This is a genomic window from Nonomuraea sp. NPDC049637 (genome assembly GCF_040675235.1).
Classification (GTDB): Bacteria; Actinomycetota; Actinomycetes; order Streptosporangiales; family Streptosporangiaceae; genus Nonomuraea.
In genome coordinates this window covers 83,914-100,545 of sequence record NZ_JBFAOM010000033.1, presented here as the reverse complement: position 1 = coordinate 100,545, position 16,632 = coordinate 83,914, and the positions used below count along the sequence as shown (strand labels likewise).

The 16,632-nt window shown below is 72.7% G+C and carries 14 protein-coding genes and 1 pseudogene; 9 read left to right on the top strand and 6 right to left on the bottom strand.

Features of this window, described 5'->3' with window-relative positions; all coding sequences use genetic code 11:
- Positions 1 to 3 precede the first annotated feature (3 nt).
- The 5 genes from AB0J71_RS35070 (at position 4) to AB0J71_RS35050 (ending at position 5,872) form a co-directional block, all read left to right on the top strand.
- Positions 4 to 894 (top strand): NAD(P)-dependent oxidoreductase, encoded by an 891-nt coding sequence (locus AB0J71_RS35070; protein ID WP_352319673.1) that lies wholly within the window; start codon positions 4 to 6, stop codon positions 892 to 894.
- Positions 891 to 1,763 carry a 5-dehydro-4-deoxyglucarate dehydratase gene (locus AB0J71_RS35065; protein WP_364418199.1) on the top strand — a complete coding sequence of 291 codons (873 nt, stop codon included), beginning with the start codon at positions 891 to 893 and terminating at the stop codon, positions 1,761 to 1,763. Before AB0J71_RS35070 ends, AB0J71_RS35065 begins: the two co-directional genes overlap by 4 nt.
- Positions 1,760 to 2,809: a mandelate racemase/muconate lactonizing enzyme family protein gene (locus AB0J71_RS35060; protein WP_352319670.1), complete on the top strand. Its 1,050-nt coding sequence runs from the start codon at positions 1,760 to 1,762 to the stop codon at positions 2,807 to 2,809. The genes AB0J71_RS35065 and AB0J71_RS35060 overlap by 4 nt, the downstream gene beginning before the upstream one ends.
- The gene (locus AB0J71_RS35055) at positions 2,800 to 4,803 is read left to right on the top strand and encodes a DUF6807 family protein (RefSeq protein WP_364418197.1); all 2,004 of its coding nucleotides are present in this window, start codon (positions 2,800 to 2,802) and stop codon (positions 4,801 to 4,803) included. The genes AB0J71_RS35060 and AB0J71_RS35055 overlap by 10 nt, the downstream gene beginning before the upstream one ends.
- Positions 4,804 to 4,876: 73 nt before the next feature.
- Positions 4,877 to 5,872, top strand: coding sequence for an acyltransferase family protein (locus AB0J71_RS35050; RefSeq protein ID WP_364418195.1), 996 nt, complete (start codon positions 4,877 to 4,879; stop codon positions 5,870 to 5,872).
- A gap of 447 nt (positions 5,873 to 6,319) precedes the next feature.
- Here AB0J71_RS35050 and AB0J71_RS35045 read toward each other — a convergent pair.
- A pseudogene (locus AB0J71_RS35045) lies at positions 6,320 to 6,496 on the bottom strand (TetR family transcriptional regulator); the annotation flags it as partial.
- 68 nt (positions 6,497 to 6,564) lie between these two features.
- Between AB0J71_RS35045 and AB0J71_RS35040 the strand changes: the two are divergent.
- A complete protein-coding gene (locus AB0J71_RS35040; protein ID WP_352319665.1) occupies positions 6,565 to 7,788 on the top strand; it encodes an acyl-CoA dehydrogenase family protein in 1,224 nt (407 codons plus the stop codon).
- On the opposite strand, the gene AB0J71_RS35035 is transcribed toward AB0J71_RS35040, so the two are convergent.
- The 5 genes from AB0J71_RS35035 to AB0J71_RS35015 form a co-directional block, all read right to left on the bottom strand.
- On the bottom strand, positions 7,783 to 8,544 hold the full coding sequence (locus AB0J71_RS35035) for a polyphosphate polymerase domain-containing protein (RefSeq protein ID WP_364418193.1): 762 nt from the start codon (positions 8,542 to 8,544) through the stop codon (positions 7,783 to 7,785). The two genes, AB0J71_RS35040 and AB0J71_RS35035, sit on opposite strands and share 6 nt — an antisense overlap.
- A complete protein-coding gene (locus tag AB0J71_RS35030; protein WP_352319689.1) occupies positions 8,541 to 9,071 on the bottom strand; it encodes a DUF4956 domain-containing protein in 531 nt (176 codons plus the stop codon). The genes AB0J71_RS35035 and AB0J71_RS35030 overlap by 4 nt, the downstream gene beginning before the upstream one ends.
- An 87-nt stretch (positions 9,072 to 9,158) precedes the next feature.
- Positions 9,159 to 9,821 carry a response regulator transcription factor gene (locus tag AB0J71_RS35025; protein WP_352319662.1) on the bottom strand — a complete coding sequence of 221 codons (663 nt, stop codon included), beginning with the start codon at positions 9,819 to 9,821 and terminating at the stop codon, positions 9,159 to 9,161.
- Entirely contained in the window at positions 9,818 to 11,215 is a 1,398-nt protein-coding gene (locus AB0J71_RS35020; RefSeq protein WP_364418191.1) for a HAMP domain-containing sensor histidine kinase, read from the bottom strand. Before AB0J71_RS35020 ends, AB0J71_RS35025 begins: the two co-directional genes overlap by 4 nt.
- A 12-nt stretch (positions 11,216 to 11,227) precedes the next feature.
- Positions 11,228 to 11,557 carry a hypothetical protein gene (locus AB0J71_RS35015; RefSeq protein WP_352319658.1) on the bottom strand — a complete coding sequence of 110 codons (330 nt, stop codon included), beginning with the start codon at positions 11,555 to 11,557 and terminating at the stop codon, positions 11,228 to 11,230.
- 129 nt (positions 11,558 to 11,686) lie between these two features.
- Here AB0J71_RS35015 and AB0J71_RS35010 point away from each other — a divergent pair, with 129 nt between their 5' ends.
- The 3 genes from AB0J71_RS35010 to AB0J71_RS35000 all read left to right on the top strand — a co-directional run bounded on the left by AB0J71_RS35010 (position 11,687) and on the right by AB0J71_RS35000 (position 16,599).
- Positions 11,687 to 12,484 carry an SDR family oxidoreductase gene (locus tag AB0J71_RS35010; protein ID WP_364418189.1) on the top strand — a complete coding sequence of 266 codons (798 nt, stop codon included), beginning with the start codon at positions 11,687 to 11,689 and terminating at the stop codon, positions 12,482 to 12,484.
- 100 nt (positions 12,485 to 12,584) lie between these two features.
- Positions 12,585 to 13,418, top strand: coding sequence for a hypothetical protein (locus AB0J71_RS35005; protein WP_364418187.1), 834 nt, complete (start codon positions 12,585 to 12,587; stop codon positions 13,416 to 13,418).
- A 91-nt stretch (positions 13,419 to 13,509) separates the two neighbouring features.
- Positions 13,510 to 16,599, top strand: a complete 3,090-nt coding sequence (locus tag AB0J71_RS35000) for a DUF3427 domain-containing protein (protein WP_364418185.1) — start codon at positions 13,510 to 13,512, stop codon at positions 16,597 to 16,599.
- Positions 16,600 to 16,632: the final 33 nt, after the last annotated feature.

The window sequence follows — 16,632 nt, the reverse complement described above, 5'->3', positions numbered from 1 at the left end:
ACGGTGAGCAGAGTGCTCGTCACCGGCAGCGCCGGACGCCTCGGCCGCAGCGTCGTCACCACGCTCGCCGCCGCCGGGCACGAGGTGATCGGCGTGGACCAGGCCCCCGGCACGCCGGTCGAGGCCGCCGCGACCTCACCGGCCGACCTCACCGACACCGGCCAGGCGTACGAGGTCGTCGCCCGGTTCCGGCCGGAGTCGGTGATCCATCTGGCGGCCATCGCGACGCCGTTCAGCCGGCCGGAGTCAGTGATCTTCCAGGTGAACACCCGGCTCGCGTTCAACGTCTGCGCGGCCTCGGTGGAGCTGGGCGTGTCCGGCGTCGTGGTGGCCAGCAGCCCCACGGTGATCGGGTACGGCGCGCCGGGCGGCTGGCGGCCGTCGTACCTGCCGATCGACGAGGAGCACCCGGCGCTGCCCTGGAACGCCTACAACCTGTCCAAACTGGTGGCCGAGCAGACCATGCGCACGTTCGCGCGGGCGGGCCGGACGAGGATGGCGGCCGTCCGGCCGTGCTTCGTCATCCCGCCCGAGGAGTGGGCGGGCGCGCCCACGCAGTCGGGGCACACCGTCAGGGAGCGGCTCGACCAGCCGGAGATCGGCGGCGTCTCGCTGTTCAACTACATCGACGCGCGCGACGCCGGCGAGCTGTTCGCCGTGCTGGTCGCGGCGTTGCCCGAGCTGCCGGCCGGCGAGGTCTTCTTCGCCGGCGCGGCCGACGCCCTGGCCAGGAAGCCGCTGGCCGACCTGCTCCCGCAGGCCGTGCCGGGCACCGAGGAGCTGGCGGCGGCCCTCACCGGCACCGCTCCCGCCTTCTCCACGGACAAGGCCCGCCGCCTGCTCGGCTGGGAGCCCAAGCGAAGCTGGCGAACCGAACTCAAGGAATCCGAATGAATCTCAGCGGTGTGCTGTTCTTCCCCGTCACCCCCTTCGACGCCGGCGGCGCGCTCGCCGAGCAGGTGCTGGCCGAGCACATCCGGCGCGGCATGGCGCACGGCCCCGGCGGCGTGTTCGTGGCCTGCGGCACCGGCGAGTTCTCCGCGCTGTCGGAGGCGGAGCACGCGCGGGCCGTCCGGGTCGCGGCCGAGGTGGTGGGCGGGCGGGTGCCGGTGTTCGCCGGGGCGGGCGGCCCGATCGGCGCGGCGCTGAACCAGGCGCGGGCGGCCCGCGCGGCCGGCGCCGACGGCCTGCTGCTCATGCCTCCCTACCTGACGCAGGGGCCGGCGCGCGGCTTCGCCGCGTACGTGGCCGCCGTCGCCGCCGAGCTGCCGGTGATCGTCTACCAGCGCGGCCCGGTCGTGCTCGCCCCGGACGCCGCGGTGGAGCTGGCCGGCGTCCCCGGCGTGATCGGGCTCAAGGACGGGCTCGGCGACATCGACCGCATGCAGCGGACCGTCCTCGCGGTCCGCGAGCAGCACCCGGACTTCCTGTTCTTCAACGGCCTGCCGACCGCCGAGCTGACCATGCCCGCCTACCGCGGCATCGGCGTCGACCTGTACTCCAGCGCGGTCTTCGCCTTCGCCCCCGAGATCGCCGTGGCGTACCTGAACGGCGACGAGCGGCTGCTGACCGAGTTCTACGCGCCGCTGGTCCGGCTGCGCGACCAGGTGCCCGGCTACCCGGTGGCCCTGGTCAAGGCCGGCGTACGGCTGCGCGGCCTCGACGTCGGCCCGGTGCGCCCGCCGCTGGTCGACGTGGCCGAGGGCCACCTCGCCGAGCTCGACGCGCTGATCAGGTCCGGGCTCGCCCTGGCGGCCTCGTGATCACCGGCCTGCGGACCGAGCTGCGCACGGTCCCCCTGCCCCGCCCGTGGGGCCCGGACGTGCCCGCCAACCACGTGATCGTCTGCCACGTGACGCTGGCGGACGGCCGCACCGGCACCGGGTTCTCCTGGACGCCCCAGATCGGCGCGCACGCCGTCCATGCCCTGCTGGAGCACGACCTGCGCGCGGCGTTGATCGGCCTGCCCGCCCGTCCCGAGCTGGTGTGGGACCGGTTGTGGCGGCACCTGCGCGAGGCCGGCCCCGGCGGGATCACCACGGTCGCGCTGGCCGGCATCGACCTGGCGCTGTGGGACCTGCGCTGCGGCACGGCCGGGCTGGCCGACGTGCTGGGCCGGCGCCGGGACCGGGTCCCGGCCTACGGCAGCGGCGTCAACCTGCACTACTCCCTGGAGGAGCTGACCGAACAGGCGCGGCGCTGGGTGGCCGCCGGGTACCGCGGCGTCAAGATCAAGGTCGGCCGTCCCGACCTGGCCGAGGACGTGGCCCGGGTGGCCGCCGTCCGGGAGGTGATCGGGCCCGACCGGCTGCTGATGATCGACGCGAACCAGCGGTGGGACCTCCACCGGGCCCGGCGCGCCCTGTCCGCGCTGCGCGAGTTCGACCTCCACTGGATCGAGGAGCCGCTGCCCGCCGACGACGTGGCCGCGCACGTCGAGCTGCGCCGCTCGACCGACGTGCCGGTCGCGGTGGGCGAGAACGTCTACACCGTCTACGGCTTCCGCGACCTGCTCACCGCGGGGGCCTGCGACGTCGTCCAGCCGAACGTGGTGCGCGTCGGCGGCGTCACGCCGTTCCTGCGGATCGCCGAGCTGGCCAGGGCGTTCGACGTGCCGGTCCATCCGCACCTGCTGGGCGAGGTGTCCGGGCAGCTCGCCCTGGCGCTGCCGCTGCCGCCGCTGGCCGAGGACGTCGAGGACGCCTCGTTCGCCCGGCTGGGGCTGCTGGCCGAGCCGTACCCGGTGCGGGTCGAGGACGGCGTGCTGCGCGTGGGCGGCCACGCGGGACTGGGGTTGCGATGGGCGTGAGGACGGACCCGGTGAAGGTCGTCCTGGCCGGGGCGACCGGGCACGGGCGGCACCACCTGGACAACCTGCGCAGGCTCGCGGCCACCGGGCTGGTCGAGCCCGCCGGGATCTGCGACGTGCGGCCGGTGGAGCTCGACGTGGAGCTGGGCGTGGAGCTCGGCGGCCCCCTGCCGCAGTCGGCGGACCTGGGCGAGCTCGTCGCCGCCACCGGCGCGGAGATCACGATCGTCTGCACGCCGATCCACACGCACGCCGACCTCGCGGTCACGGCGTTGCGCGCCGGATCGCACGTGCTGCTGGAGAAGCCGCCCGCGGCCAGCCCCGAGGCGCACGCGCGGATCGCCGCGGCGGTGGCCGAGACCGGGCTGGCCTGCCAGGTCGGCTTCCAGAGCCTCGGCTCGCGGGCGGTGCCCGCGCTGCGGGAGCTGATGGCGAGCGGCGCGCTCGGCCGTATCCGCGGCATCGGCGGCGCGGGCGCGTGGGAGCGGCCCTCGTCGTACTTCACCCGCTCGGCCTGGGCCGGACGGCGCAGGCTGAACGGCGCGGACGTGGTGGACGGCGCGCTCACCAACCCCTTCGCGCACGCCGTCGCGACCGCGCTGGCCCTGGTGGACGGCCCGGTCGAGGCGGTCGAGACCGAGCTGTACCACGCCCATCCGATCGAGGCCGACGACACCTCCTGCCTGCGGGTCCGGATCGCGGGCGGGCCGGTCATCACGATCGCGGTGTCGTTGTGCGCGACCGGCCGCAGCGAGCCGTACCTGGTGGTGCACGGGGAGGCGGGGCGGGCGACGCTCACGTACACGCTGGACGAGCTGCGGGTCGAGCGGGCCGACGGCTCGGTGGAGACCACCGTGCACGAGCGCGACGGGCTGCTGGAGAACCTGGTCGCGCACATCCGCACGGGGGCCGAGCTGCTCGTCCCGCTCTCCCGCACCGAGACGTTCACCCAGGTCCTGGACGCGGTGCGGCTGGCCCCCGAGCCGCTGCCCATCGCCGAACGGCACCAGGTCGTGGAGCGCGACGGCGACGGCGAGGTCACTCACCGGTTCCTGCCCGGCATCGCCGAGCTGACCGCGCGCAGCGCCGCGGAGCTGGCGCTCTACTCCGAACTCGGCGCGCCCTGGACGGAGGTCGAGCTGCGGGTGGCGGGCACGCCGGTCGCGGCCTACGAGTGGCGGCCCGACCTGCCCGCCGCCGACTCGCCGCGGCCGTACCTGCATCCGGTGCGCACGCTGGGCGGCGTCACCGTCACCGAGGTGCGCCCCGACGACCACGTGCACCACCTCGGCGCCGGCGTGGCGATCGCCGACCTGGGCGGCGCGAACTTCTGGGGCGGCCGCACCTACGTCAGAGGCCGGGGACCGGCCTGGCTGGACGACCACGGCAGGCAACGGCACGTCGCGTTCACCCGGCTGGCCGACGACGGCTTCACCGAGGAGCTGGAGTGGATCGGCCCCGGCGACCGGCTGATCGCCCGCGAGCGGCGCACGGTCACCGCCCGGCCGGTCGGCGGCGCGTGGGCCCTCGACCTCGCGTTCACGCTGACCAACCTCACCGGCTCGCCGCTGGAGGTCAACAGCTCGGCCACCAAGGGCCGGGCGGGCGCGGGCTACGGCGGGTTCTTCTGGCGCGCGCCCGGCGCCTCGACCGGCCGGACGGCCTTCCCCGGGGACGAGGAGGCCGTGCACGGCAGCCGGGGCCGCTGGGTGGCCATGGCCGGGACCGGCCCGGACGGGCGGGACTGGACGCTGGTGTTCGTGCAGGCCGGCGACGACCCCTGGTTCGTGCGGGTGGCGGAGTATCCCGGGGTCGGTCAGGCGCTCGCGTGGGACCGTCCGCTCGTCGTAACGGACACGCTGACCAGGCGGGTCGTCACGGTCGTGGCCGACGGGCGGCTCGACGGGCCGTCGGTCTCGGCGCTGGCCGCCGCCGCGGAGGCGACGATCGCGGAGGCGACGATCGGGGAGGCGACGATCGGGGAGCGCGCGTGACACCCGCTCTTCGGTGAGCCCTCATTCCCGGTTTCCCGGCGGTTCGGCGGGCCGCGGCTAGGGTGCGGAGTCTGTGAACGCACCCGTCATCGCCCGGCCCGCCACCGCCAGGGACCCGTTCTTCGACCACGCGAAGTACCTGGCCATCGTGCTGGTCGTGTGCGGTCACCTGATCGAGGACCAGCGCGACGCGCCGCTCGCCCACGCCTTGTACTTCTACGTGTACGTCTTCCACATGCCGCTGTTCATCGTACTAAGTGGCTATTTGTCCCGAAATTTCACTTTTTCGGGGGGCAAGGCGCGCAAACTCCTTTCCACCCTCGCCGTCCCCTACCTGATCTTCGAGCTGGCCTACTCGCTCCCCCGCCCGATCCTGTACGGCACGTTCGAGCTGAGCCTGCTCGACCCGTACTACCTCACCTGGTTCCTGCTCTCGCTGTTCCTGTGGCGGCTGTCCACGCCGGTGTGGCAGCAGCTCAAGTGGCCGCTCGCGGTCGCGGTCGCGCTGTCCCTGCTGACCGGGCTCGACCGGTTGCCCGGCGAGCTGGCCATGAACCGCACGTTCGCGCTGCTGCCGTTCTACGTGCTCGGCCTGATGGTGCGGCCCGAGCACTTCGCCCTGCTGCGGCGGCCCTCCGTGCGGCTGGCCGGGTTCTGCGTGCTGGGGCTGGGGCTTTCGGTCGCGCTGCTCGTGCACGAGCGGGTGCCGACCGAGTGGATCAGGTGGCGGCACTCCAACGCGGCCATCGGCGTGGACGACCTCACCGGCACCGCGATCAGGCTGGGACTGCTGACGGCGGGGGCGGTGCTGGTGGCGGCGTTCCTGGCGGTCACCCCGGCCCGGCGCACCTGGTTCAGCGGGCTGGGCTCGGCCACCATGTACGCGTACCTGCTGCACGGGTTCGTGGTGAAGGGCGCCGAGCGGCTCGGCCTCGGGCTGCCGCTGTCACTCCTGCTGGGCGTCCTGACCGCCACCCTGCTGTGCACGCCCTGGGTGCGCCGGCTCTTCCGCTGGGCCGTCGAGCCCCGCATGACCTGGGCCTTCACCCCGCTCCGCCGCCCCGCCTGAGTCGTGCCTGAGCAGCCGCAGCGCGCCCCTGGACAGCGCGACCAGGATGTCGGCGCACTCGTCCAGGTCGGGGTAGCGGCCTTCGAGGTGGCCGATGGCCAGGGCGTTCGTGGCCGCGTTGACGCCCTCGGCGATCATCTCGAGGCGGCGCCGGTCCCGTTCGTCCCCGGCCGTGTAGCCGAGCGCGGCCAGGTCGGCCGCGTGGTGCTCGCGGTAGGCCGCGGCCGTACGGGCGGCGAAGTCGCGCAGCGAGGAGGACGGGTCGTGCCGCGCGCGCAGCTGGATGCGCAGCAGCTCGGGGTGGCGGCAGATCGCCTCCAGCGGGATGCGGAAGGTGTCGCGGTGGCGTTCGAGGTCGCCGGGCGCCTCGCGGGCCCTGCGCCGGGCCTCCCGCATCTCGCCGCGCAGCCGGTCGCCGCTCTCCTCGGCGAGCACCCGCAGCAGCTCCTGCATGTCCTTGAAGTGCACGTAGAAGCTCGACTGGGCGATGCCGGCGGCCTTGGCGACCTTGCCCGTGGTCAGGCCGGTCTCGCCCTCCTCGTCGAGGATGGTCAGGGCCGCCCCGAGCAGCCTGCGCCGGGTCAGGTCCTTCGCCTCGCTCCTGCTGAGCGGTGTGCTGGTCACGATCGCCTCACGGGACTTGTGCCTGATTTCACCGATAGTACTATCGGTGAAATCGCCGAAGGAGAGTCATGGCCATCGATTTCACTCTCGCCCCCGAGCACGAGGAGATCCGCAAGCGGGTCAGGTCCTTCGTCCAGGAGACCGTGATCCCCGCGATGTCCGGCGTGGAGGAGGGCGACCGGGACGCCTACCTCCGCACGATCTTCGAGCTGCGCCGCCGGGCCAGGGCCGAGGGCCTGTGGCTGCCGCACATGCCGAAGGAGTGGGGCGGCATGGGCCTCGGCCACGTCGAGCTGGCCATGGTGCAGTCGGAGGCGGCCAAGACCCGCATCGGCCCGTGGGTGCTCAACTGCCAGGCCCCCGACGAGGGCAACATGCACACGCTGCTCCACTGGGCGGACGACGAGCAGAAGGAGAAGTACCTGCGGCCGCTGCTGGACGGCGTCCAGATGTCGTGCTTCGCGATGACCGAGCCCGAGGTCGCCGGGTCCGACCCGACCCTGATCCGCACCGAGGCGGTCAAGGACGGCGACGAGTGGGTGATCAACGGCCACAAGTGGTTCATCTCCAACGCCCGCCGGGCGAGCTTCGCCATCCTCATCGCGCGCACCGAGCAGGACGTGCCCGAGGGCTCGCGCGGCGCGAACACGGCCTTCCTGGTGGACCTGCCCAACCCGGGCTGGAAGGACGTGCGCGAGGTCGAGACGATGCACGGCTCGACCGGCCACAGCGAGATCGTGATCGAGGACCTGCGGGTGCCCGACAGCGCGATCCTCGGCGGCCGGGGCAACGGCCACCGGCTGGGCCAGTACCGGCTGGGCCCGGCGCGGCTCGCCCACTGCATGCGGTGGATCTCGCAGGCCGAGACGGCGCTGGACATGATGGTGGACCGGGCGCTCAACCGCTACAGCCACGGCTCGCTGCTGGCCGAGAAGCAGGGCGTGCAGTGGCTGATCGCCGACTCGGCCATGGAGCTCTACCAGTGCAAGCTCATGGTCCTGCACGCCGCCTCCAAGATCGACCGGGGCGAGGACTTCCGTACGGAGGTGTCGATGGCCAAGCATTTCGTGGCCAACAGCCTCAACCGCATCGTCGACCGGGCGATCCAGGTGCACGGCGCGCTCGGCTACTCCACCGACACGCCGCTGGCGAGCATGTTCCAGCACGCCCGCTGGGCCCGCTTCGCCGACGGCGCCGACGAGATCCACCAGATGCGCATCGCCGAGCGCACGATCGCGGCCTACCAGGCGACCGGTTCGACGAGCGCGGCGACCGGCGGCCTGCCGCTATAGCGCAAGATATCCCCGTATGACGGGCTGCCAGCGGTTGGCCGGGACGCCCCGGAGCGCGGCCACCGCCAGGCAGTACTTGCTCACGCTGACCGGCCGCACCCCCAGCCCGCGCAGCACCCGGTCCACCAGCGCCCGCCCGTCGGCCGACTTCGACTCCAGCAGCACCCGGTCGCGGCGGGCGGGCACCCGGCGGCCGCCGTCGTGGCAGAGCAGGCCGGTGTCGCAGGTCAGCCGGGCCTGCCCGGCCCGGTCGACGAGCGTGACCCGCCGGTAGTCGGTGGACAGCACGGGCCCGAGCGCGTCGGGCACGACGACGCTCAGCTCGCTGCTCAGCGTGTCGCCGACGAACTCCATGGCCTCGCGGGTCAGCTCGCCGGCCGGTGCGGCGTCGTACGGGATGCGGTGTTTGTCGGTGTTGCCGCGGGTGCCGTTCAGTTTCAGCTCCAGCCACCGCCCGCCCCCGTCCAGGTACGTACGGGTGCGCAGCTTGAAGCGGCGCCGCCGGTCCTGCCGGTGCTGGCGGAAGGTCAGCAGGTCGGGCGTGTCGAAGTAGGTCGAGGTGTAGCGGAACTGGCGCAACGCCCCGATCCGCAGCACCGACAACCGGTCACCGAGCACGGCCACCAGCTCGGCCATGGCCGGGACGCTGACCACGTACTTGCGGTCCACCCGCCTCATCAGCTCCGGCACGTCGTCCAGCCCGACCGGCGGCAGCCCGGCCGCGACGCCCGCCATCAGCGCGCCCGCGTCCCTCATGGGGCCACCTCGGCGATCTGGAAGCGCACGTCCACGACGGTCACGTCGCGCACGTAGTCCACCTGGGTGACGACGCAGTGCAGGACGCGGCCCCGCAACCGGCTCTCCAGGTCGGCCCTGAGCAGCTCGGGGTCGGCGTGCACGACGTCCAGCGTCACCACCTGCTGCCTGGTGCGGCCCAGCAGGCGGGGATGGTCGGCGACGTGCACGACGGCCAGCAGCACGCCGTCCAGGAGCAGCGCGGTCAGCGGCAGCTGGGAGGCGATGCCGTTCACCAGCCCGAGGACGATGGCCACGAAGTAGTAGGCGATCTCCTGCTGGGTGATCTCGCTGGACCGCAGCCGGATGATCGACAACACCCCGAACAGCCCGAACCCGACCGCCAGGTCCACCCGCTGGACCAGCAGCAGGGAGACCACCGCGAAGATGCCCACGTTCAGCGCCACGTAGGCGAACAGCAGGTCGCGCCGGTGGTGCCGCCGGTAGTACAGGCCGTAGGCGAGGACGGTGATCGCCGCCAGGTCCATCGCCAGTCCGGCCGTCACGGTGTCTTGCCCCTCGTTCTCATGTCCACCAGCCTGCGGCCCGCCGGTGAGGGAGCCGTGAGGCGCCCATTAGGCGGCTCTCATCCGGTAGCCGGTGCCGCGCACGGTCTCGATCCGGTCGGGGCCGATCTTCCTGCGCAGGTAGCGGACGTAGACGTCCACGACGTTCGAGCCGGGGTCGAAGTCGAAGCCCCAGACGTGGCTGAGCAGCTGCTCACGGGTCAGCACCTGGTCGGGATGCCGGCAGAAGATCTCCGCCAGCGCGAACTCCCTGGTGGACAGGTCCACCACGCGGTCGCCGACGTGCGCCCGCCGGGTCCGCAGGTCGAGCGCCAGGTCCCCGACCCGCAACACGGTCGGCTCGGGCGTGCGGTCGGCCCGCAGCCGCAGTCTGACCCGGGCCAACAGCTCCTCGAAGGCGAACGGCTTGGCGATGTAGTCGTCGGCGCCCCCTTCGAGCCCGGCGACCGTGTCGGTCACGCCGCCCCGGGCGGTCAGGATGATCACCGGGATGGCCACCTTCGCCTCCCGCAGCCGCCGCAGCACGGTGAACCCGTCGCTGAGCGGCAGCCCGATGTCCAGCAGTAACAGGTCGAACCCGCCCGAACCGGCCAGGTCGTAGGCCGCGACGCCGTCCGTGACCACGGCCGTGACGAAGCCGTTCCCGCGCAGGCCCTTCTCCAGGAAGGCCGCGATCCTGCTCTCGTCCTCGGCGATCAGGATCCGGTTCATGTCCTGGCCAGCGGCAACGTCATCACGAAACAAGCGCCCCCCGCCGGGACGTCCGCCACTCTCACACCGCCTCCGTGCGCCTCGGCGATCGACCTGACGATCGCCAGCCCCAGTCCTGCCCCGTCGTGCCCGCCCGTACGTCCCGCGCCCCTGACGAACCGGCGGAAGATGCGCTCCCGGTCGGCGGGCGCGACGCCCGGCCCGCTGTCGCGCACCCACAACTCGGCCCGCCCGTCCCGCACGGCCGACCCGACCGCGATGAGGTCGTCGTCCATGGTGTGGCGGACGGCGTTCACCACCAGCTGCATGAGCGCCTGCGTGAGCCGTTGCCGGTCGGCCGGGATCCGGGCCTCGGCCACCTGGTCGACCCGCCACCGCCGGTCGCCCAGCGGCCGGGCCTTGGCCACCACGCTCACCGTCAGGTCGGCCAGCTCGACCTCCTCGACCGCGAGAAAGCCGGGCTGCTCGGCCTTGGCCAGGGTGAGGAGGTCGTCCACGATCCGGTTCATCCGGTCCAGCTCGTCGGTGACCAGGGCGAGGGTCTCCGCCCGTTCGGCCGGGTCGTCCCCCATCAGCTCCAGATGCCCGCGGATGACCGTGATGGGGGTGCGCAGCTCGTGCCCCGCGTCGTCCACGAACGTGCGCTGGACGGCGAAGGAACGTTCCAAGCGGTCGAGCATGTGGTTGAACGTGGCGGCCAGCGCGGCCACGTCGTCGTCGCCGGTCACCTTGAGCCTGCGGGTGAGGTCGGCCGAGTCGCTGATCTGCTCGGCCGTCTGGCTCACCAGCCGCACCGGGGCCAGCACCCGCCCCGCCACGAACCATCCCGCCGCCCCCGCCAGAGCCAGCGCGGCCAGCGCCGACAGCCCGAGCACGCCGACCGCGTCCACGATCTCGCCCCGGTGGCGGTCGTAGAAGACGGCGGCGACGAAATGGCCGGGACGGGGGTCGGCCGCCACCCTGACCGGGATGACGGCGTACCTGACCGTGCCCTCGACGCTCTCGGTGTCGCCGTAGGCGGGCCTGGTGGCCGCAGCCAGCGCCTTGACCAGCTTCTCGTCGGTGTCGAGCCGGGCCGGGGGCGTGACGGCGGTGATGCGGTCGGCCCGGCCGCCCACCATGGTGAAGAAGGTCTCCCAGCGGTCGGGCGCGTTGATCGCCAGGTAGCCGGTGAGCAGTTCCCGCACGTCGGAGACCGGCCGGCCGGTACGGGGATCGTGGGCGGTGGCGGCGTACCTGCGCAGTTTCTCGGCCTCGTTGGTGAACTCCAGGTTCATCCGGTCGTCGAGGCGGGCGAGCAGGACGGTCCAGGTCGCGAAGATCGAGACCGCGAGGGCCAGGCCGACGACGGCGAGCATCCAGCCCACGATCCGGGCGCGGGCACTCACCCGCATCCGGCTCCCCGCTCAGTCGTCGTCATCGTCGTCGTCGCGGTCGTCATCGTCATCGTCGTCTTCGCGATCGTCATCGTCGGCGTCTCCGCCCGCCCAGGCGCGATGGTGGTCGTCATCGCCATCATCATCGCCGCCTCCGGGCTTCGGCGCGGGCGGCTTGACGGGTTCCGCCTCGGTTCCCGGCGACGTGAACGGCCGTGCGTCGCCGGCCGACGTCCCCGGCGAGGTCGAGACCGTGACGGACTCCCCCAGATCGGGCCCGTCGCCGGCAGCCCGTACCCAGCCGGCCGAGAGGAACCCCGCCGCCGTCAGCGCTACGAGAATGAGCATCACGCGTTTCATGAGGTAGAGCGTCTGCCGCGCCGAGGAGACCACCCTGAGGCCAGGATGAGGAACTTCTCATCCCTTCCCATCCGGCCCGTCGTCATTAGAATCATGTTCTGATACCGGCTGGTCGGTCAGGAGGTTCTCATGCGGGTGCGGGACAAGGTGATCGTCGTGACGGGCGCCGCCGGCGGCATCGGACGGGCGATGGCCCTGCGCTTCGCCGCCGAGGGAGCCGCCGGCATCGTCCTGGCCGACCTGGACGAAGCCGGCGCGAGGGCCGTGGCCGACGAGATCGGCGAGCGGGCGGTGGCCGTCCGCGCGGACGTCTCCGTCGAGTCCGACGTGGCCGCGCTGGCCGAGCCCACCCCGTTCGGCCCGGTGGACGTCTTCTGCTCCAACGCCGGCATCATCGGCGGCTCCGGCCTCGACGCCCCCCTCCGGGAATGGACCTCCCTGTACGCGGTCAACGTCCTGGCCCACGTGCACGCCGCCCGCGCCGTCATCCCCGGCATGATCGCCCGCGGCGGCGGCTACCTGCTGAACACCTGCTCGGCGGCCGGCCTGGTGAGCTGCCCCGGCGACGCGCCGTATGCCGTCACCAAGGCCGCGGCCATCGCCTTCGCCGAGTGGGTGGCCATCCACTACGCCGCGCACGGCATCAAGGTCAGCGTGCTGTGCCCGCAGGGCGTGCGCACCGGGATGCTGGAACGCGGCGTCGAGGAGGACCATCTGACCGCGCGCGCCGTGGGGGCGTCGGGCGCGATCCTCGACCCCGCCGACGTGGCGACCGCCGTGATCGACGGCCTGGCCGCCGAACGTTTCCACATCCTGCCCCACCCCGAGGTGGCCGACTTCTACCGCCGCAAGGCCGAAGCCCCGGACAGATGGCTAGCCGGAATGTCCGCCTTCATCACCACCCTCCAATCCCCTCCGACCACCTGACCACGGCCGAACTCCTCCACCTCCCGCACCCCGCACCCGGCAAGCGCTCCCACCAGGGGCTCCCCCTCGCCGTCGCCCTTCGCGAAAGGCCCGCCCGACCATGGACCAGCACCTCGCCCGGACCGCCCGCCAAGCCTGGCGCCGCCTGGAACCCGTCCACGGGATGATCTACTTCGTCCCCGAGGCCACCACCCGGTACGCCGCCCTCGGCCTCACCGGTATGTCCGGATATTTCACCTCACGCTCCGCCCCCTTGGGCCTCGCCCCCGCCGACCTCGTCATCGCCACGTTCTACAACTTCAACCCCGACCTCGTACGCCGCTCCCTCCCCTGGGACAAGGTCACCCCCGCCCAGGTCCTGCAGGCCCGCCTCGAAGCCGCCGGAGAAGCCCTCCGCCGGGCCGCCGTGCACGAACTGCCCGACCTCGTCCCCGTACTGACCCTGGCCAGGCGCGCCGCCGAGGCCGCCTGCGACCACCCCCAGGGCCGCCCCCTGTTCGCCGCCCACGCCGCCCTCCCCTGGCCCGACGACCCCGTCCTCCAGCTCTGGCACGCCCAGACCCTCCTGCGCGAGTTCCGCGGCGACGGCCACGTGGCGACACTGCTGGCCGAGGGCATCACCGGCCTCGAAGCCCTCGTCCTGCACGCGGCCAGCGGCGAGGTCGCCAAGCCGTTCCTCACCATGAGCCGCGCCTGGCCCCCGGACCAGTGGGCCCACGCCGAGACCGCCCTCCGCACCCGCGGCCTCCTGACCCCCGACAACGACCTGACCCCCGAAGGCAAGTCCCTGCGCCACCACCTCGAAACCCGCACCGACACCCTGGCCATGCCCGCGTACGGCGCCCTGGGCGAGCCCGGCTGCGAACGCCTCGCCGAACTCGCCCGCCCCTTCGGCCGCCGAGTGGTGGACGCCGGCCTCCTCAAGCTCACCTGATCACCTGCGCCCCGGCCGGCGCCCGATCTACGCTGATCCTCCCGATCCAGGATCCAAGGTCCAGGCGCCAGGAATCAGGAGGCAGCGACCCGTGCCCGACACCCCCGTCCCCGGCCTGTACGACTCGCTGCTCACCCGCGGACTCCAGGAGCGCGCGGCCGCGTGGCGGGACGCGGATCACCTCGTCGAGATCTCCCCCGTCGACAAGGAGGAGGTCAGCCACCTGCTGGGCCGGTTCCTGGGCGAGACGGCCACCCGGGCGTTCGCCGCGCTCAAGGACCCCGACGACCAGGTGCGGCTGGCCAACCGGCTGCTCGGCCTGCTCGCGGACGCCGAGGTGGAGGTCGTCTCCGACGGGCCCGCCCGCCTGCTGTCCGTCGTCAGGAACGAGCCCGGCGCGACCGCCCCCGCCAGGCCGCTGACGTCGCTCTCCGAGGCCGCCCTGCTCACCAACGCCCGCGAGGACCCCAACCTGGCCCACGAGCTGGCCACCGAGCTGGCCAGCGCCGACCGGGTCGACCTGCTGTGCGCGTTCGTCAAGTGGTCGGGGCTGCGCATCCTCGAACGTGCGCTGGCCGAGCTGGGGCGGCGCGGCGTGCCGGTGCGGGTCATCACCACGACCTACATGGGCGCGACCGAACGCCAGGCGCTCGACCGGCTGGTCCGCGACTTCGGCGCCGAGGTCCGTGTCAGTTACGAGCAGAACTCGACCCGGCTGCACGCCAAGGCGTGGCTGCTGCGCCGCCGTACGGGCTTCGACACCGCGTACGTCGGCAGCTCGAACCTGTCCCGCGCGGCCCTGCTGGACGGGCTGGAATGGAACGTGCGCCTGTCGTCGGTCACGACGCCCCGGCTGCTGGACAAGTTCGAGGCGACCTTCGACTCCTACTGGAACCGTCCCGAGTTCGAGCCGTACGACCCGGAGACGGACGGCGGCCGGCTGGCCGAGGCGCTGTCCCGGTCGCGGAGCGGTGAACGGATCTTCGACATCCCGGCCCTGGTCCCGCATCCCTTCCCGCACCAGCGGGAGATGCTGGAGGACCTCGACGTCGAACGGACCGTCCACGACCGGCACCGGAACCTGCTCGTGGCCGCGACCGGCACGGGCAAGACCGTCGTCGCCGCGTTCGACTACCGCAACCTGCAACGGCGTCTCGGCCGCCGGCCGAGCCTGCTGTTCGTGGCGCACCGCAGGGAGATCCTGGCCCAGGCCATGCACACCTACCGGCAGGTGCTGGCCGTCCCGGACTTCGGCGAGCTGCACGTCGGCGACGAACGATCCCGGCACTGGCAGCACGTCTTCGCCTCGGTCCAGTCCCTCAGCAGGATCATCGACACCTTCGCCCCCGACCGTTTCGACGTGGTCGTCATCGACGAGTTCCACCATGCGGCCGCCCGCACGTACCGCCAGATCATCGGCCGTCTCCGGCCCAGGGAGCTCCTCGGCCTGACCGCCACTCCCGAACGCGCGGACGGCACCTGGGTGCAGGACGAGTTCTTCGACGGCCGCATCGCCTCGGAGCTGCGCCTGTGGGACGCCCTCGACGCCGACCTGCTCTGCCCGTTCCACTATTTCGGCATCAACGACGAGACCGACCTCAGCACGGTGAAGTGGTCGCGCGGCTCCTACGACCTGGCGTCGCTGGACAACGTCCTCACCGGCGACACCGCGCGGGCGCGGCTGGTGTTCAACGCGCTCCTGGACAAGGTCAGCGACGTGGCGGCGGTGCGTGGGCTCGGATTCTGCGTCTCGGTGGGACACGCGCGTTTCATGGCCGACTTATTCACCAAGGCGGGGCTGCCCTCCCGGGCGGTGGACAGCGGCACCGACGACCTGTCGCGCAAGGACGCGCTGAAGGCCCTGCGCGAGGGGAAGGTCACCTTCCTGTTCGCCGTGGACCTGTTCAACGAGGGCCTCGACGTGCCCGACGTCAACACCCTGCTCCTGCTGCGTCCGACCGAGAGCGCCACCGTCTTCCTGCAGCAGCTCGGCCGCGGCCTGCGCCGCACGCCCGACAAGGACGTGCTGACCGTCCTCGACTTCGTCGGCCAGCACCGCAAGGAGTACCGCTTCGGCAACCGCTTCCAGGCGCTCACCGGCTTCGTCCGAGGGCGGCTGGAGACGCAGGTCAGGAACGACTTCCCGCTGCTGCCGTCGGGCTCGCAGATCGTCCTGGACCGGGTCACCAAAGACCGCCTGCTCGACGAGCTGCGGATCCATCTGAGCGCGACGGTCACCATGGTCACGCAGGAGATCCGGTCGCTCGCCGAGACGTCGCTCGTGAAGTACCTGGAGGCGAGCGGCCGCGACATCGACGACCTGTACCGCAACCGCCGCTACTGGACCGACCTGCTGCGCCGGTCCGGCCTGCTCACCGCCCCCGCCTCCCCGCTGGAGAACGCCCTGGGCCGCCGGGTCCGCGCACTGCTCCACGTCGACGACCGCCCGCGGGCCGCGGCCTACGCCGGCCTGCTGCGTCCCGACGGGCCCCGCTACGACGACTGCCCGCCGATCACGCAGGCGTTCGCCCGCATGTTGTTCTTCTCCTTCTGGCGGGACGGCGGCGGCTTCGCCACCTACGACGAGGGTCTGGACCGGTTGCGGGCCGAGCCGGACCTGTGCGCGGAGATCCTGGACGTCCTCGCCTACGGCGTGGAGCGCCCGCGCCACGTGACCAAGCCGCTCCCCGCGACGCTCGCCGGCGTGCCGCTGGTCCTCAACGGCCACTACTCGGCCGACGAGGTCCTGGCCGCTCTGGGCTGGGCGAGCCTCGGCGGTTCGGTGCCCGCCACCATGCGGGAGGGCGTGGCGTGGTGCCCGGCCACCCGCTGCGACGCCCTCTTCGTCACCCTGCGCAAGAACGAGAAGGAGTTCTCCCCGCAGACCATGTACCGCGACTACGCCCTGACCCCGGAGCTGTTCCACTGGGAGTCCCAGAACCGGACCGGTGCGGGGTCGGCCACCGGCCTGCGCTACCAGAGGCACGAGCGCACCGGCAGCCACGTCCTGCTGTTCACCAGGGAACGCACGGAGAACGACCACCGTCACCCCGAGCCGTACGTCTTCCACGGCACGGCCCGCTACGTCGAGCACAAGGGCGAACGCCCGATGGCCGTCACCTGGAGGCTGGACGAGGAGATGCCCGCGGACCTGTTCCGGCGCGCGGCCATCGCCGGCTGACCGCCCCAGCCCTTCCAGAAGGGGTGATCTGGG

Bases quoted from the DNA above. Each gene is read 5' to 3' on its own strand.
- AB0J71_RS35065 (WP_364418199.1), top strand. From the start codon at position 891: ATGAATCTCAGCGGTGTGCTGTTCTTCCCCGTCACCCCCTTCGACGCC.
- AB0J71_RS35055 (WP_364418197.1), top strand. From the start codon at position 2,800: ATGGGCGTGAGGACGGACCCGGTGAAGGTCGTCCTGGCCGGGGCGACC.
- AB0J71_RS35040 (WP_352319665.1), top strand. From the start codon at position 6,565: ATGGCCATCGATTTCACTCTCGCCCCCGAGCACGAGGAGATCCGCAAG.
- AB0J71_RS35035 (WP_364418193.1), bottom strand. From the start codon at position 8,544: ATGAGGGACGCGGGCGCGCTGATGGCGGGCGTCGCGGCCGGGCTGCCG.
- AB0J71_RS35030 (WP_352319689.1), bottom strand. From the start codon at position 9,071: ATGGACCTGGCGGCGATCACCGTCCTCGCCTACGGCCTGTACTACCGG.
- AB0J71_RS35025 (WP_352319662.1), bottom strand. From the start codon at position 9,821: ATGAACCGGATCCTGATCGCCGAGGACGAGAGCAGGATCGCGGCCTTC.
- AB0J71_RS35020 (WP_364418191.1), bottom strand. From the start codon at position 11,215: ATGCGGGTGAGTGCCCGCGCCCGGATCGTGGGCTGGATGCTCGCCGTC.
- AB0J71_RS35015 (WP_352319658.1), bottom strand. From the start codon at position 11,557: ATGAAACGCGTGATGCTCATTCTCGTAGCGCTGACGGCGGCGGGGTTC.
- AB0J71_RS35010 (WP_364418189.1), top strand. From the start codon at position 11,687: ATGCGGGTGCGGGACAAGGTGATCGTCGTGACGGGCGCCGCCGGCGGC.
- AB0J71_RS35005 (WP_364418187.1), top strand. From the start codon at position 12,585: ATGGACCAGCACCTCGCCCGGACCGCCCGCCAAGCCTGGCGCCGCCTG.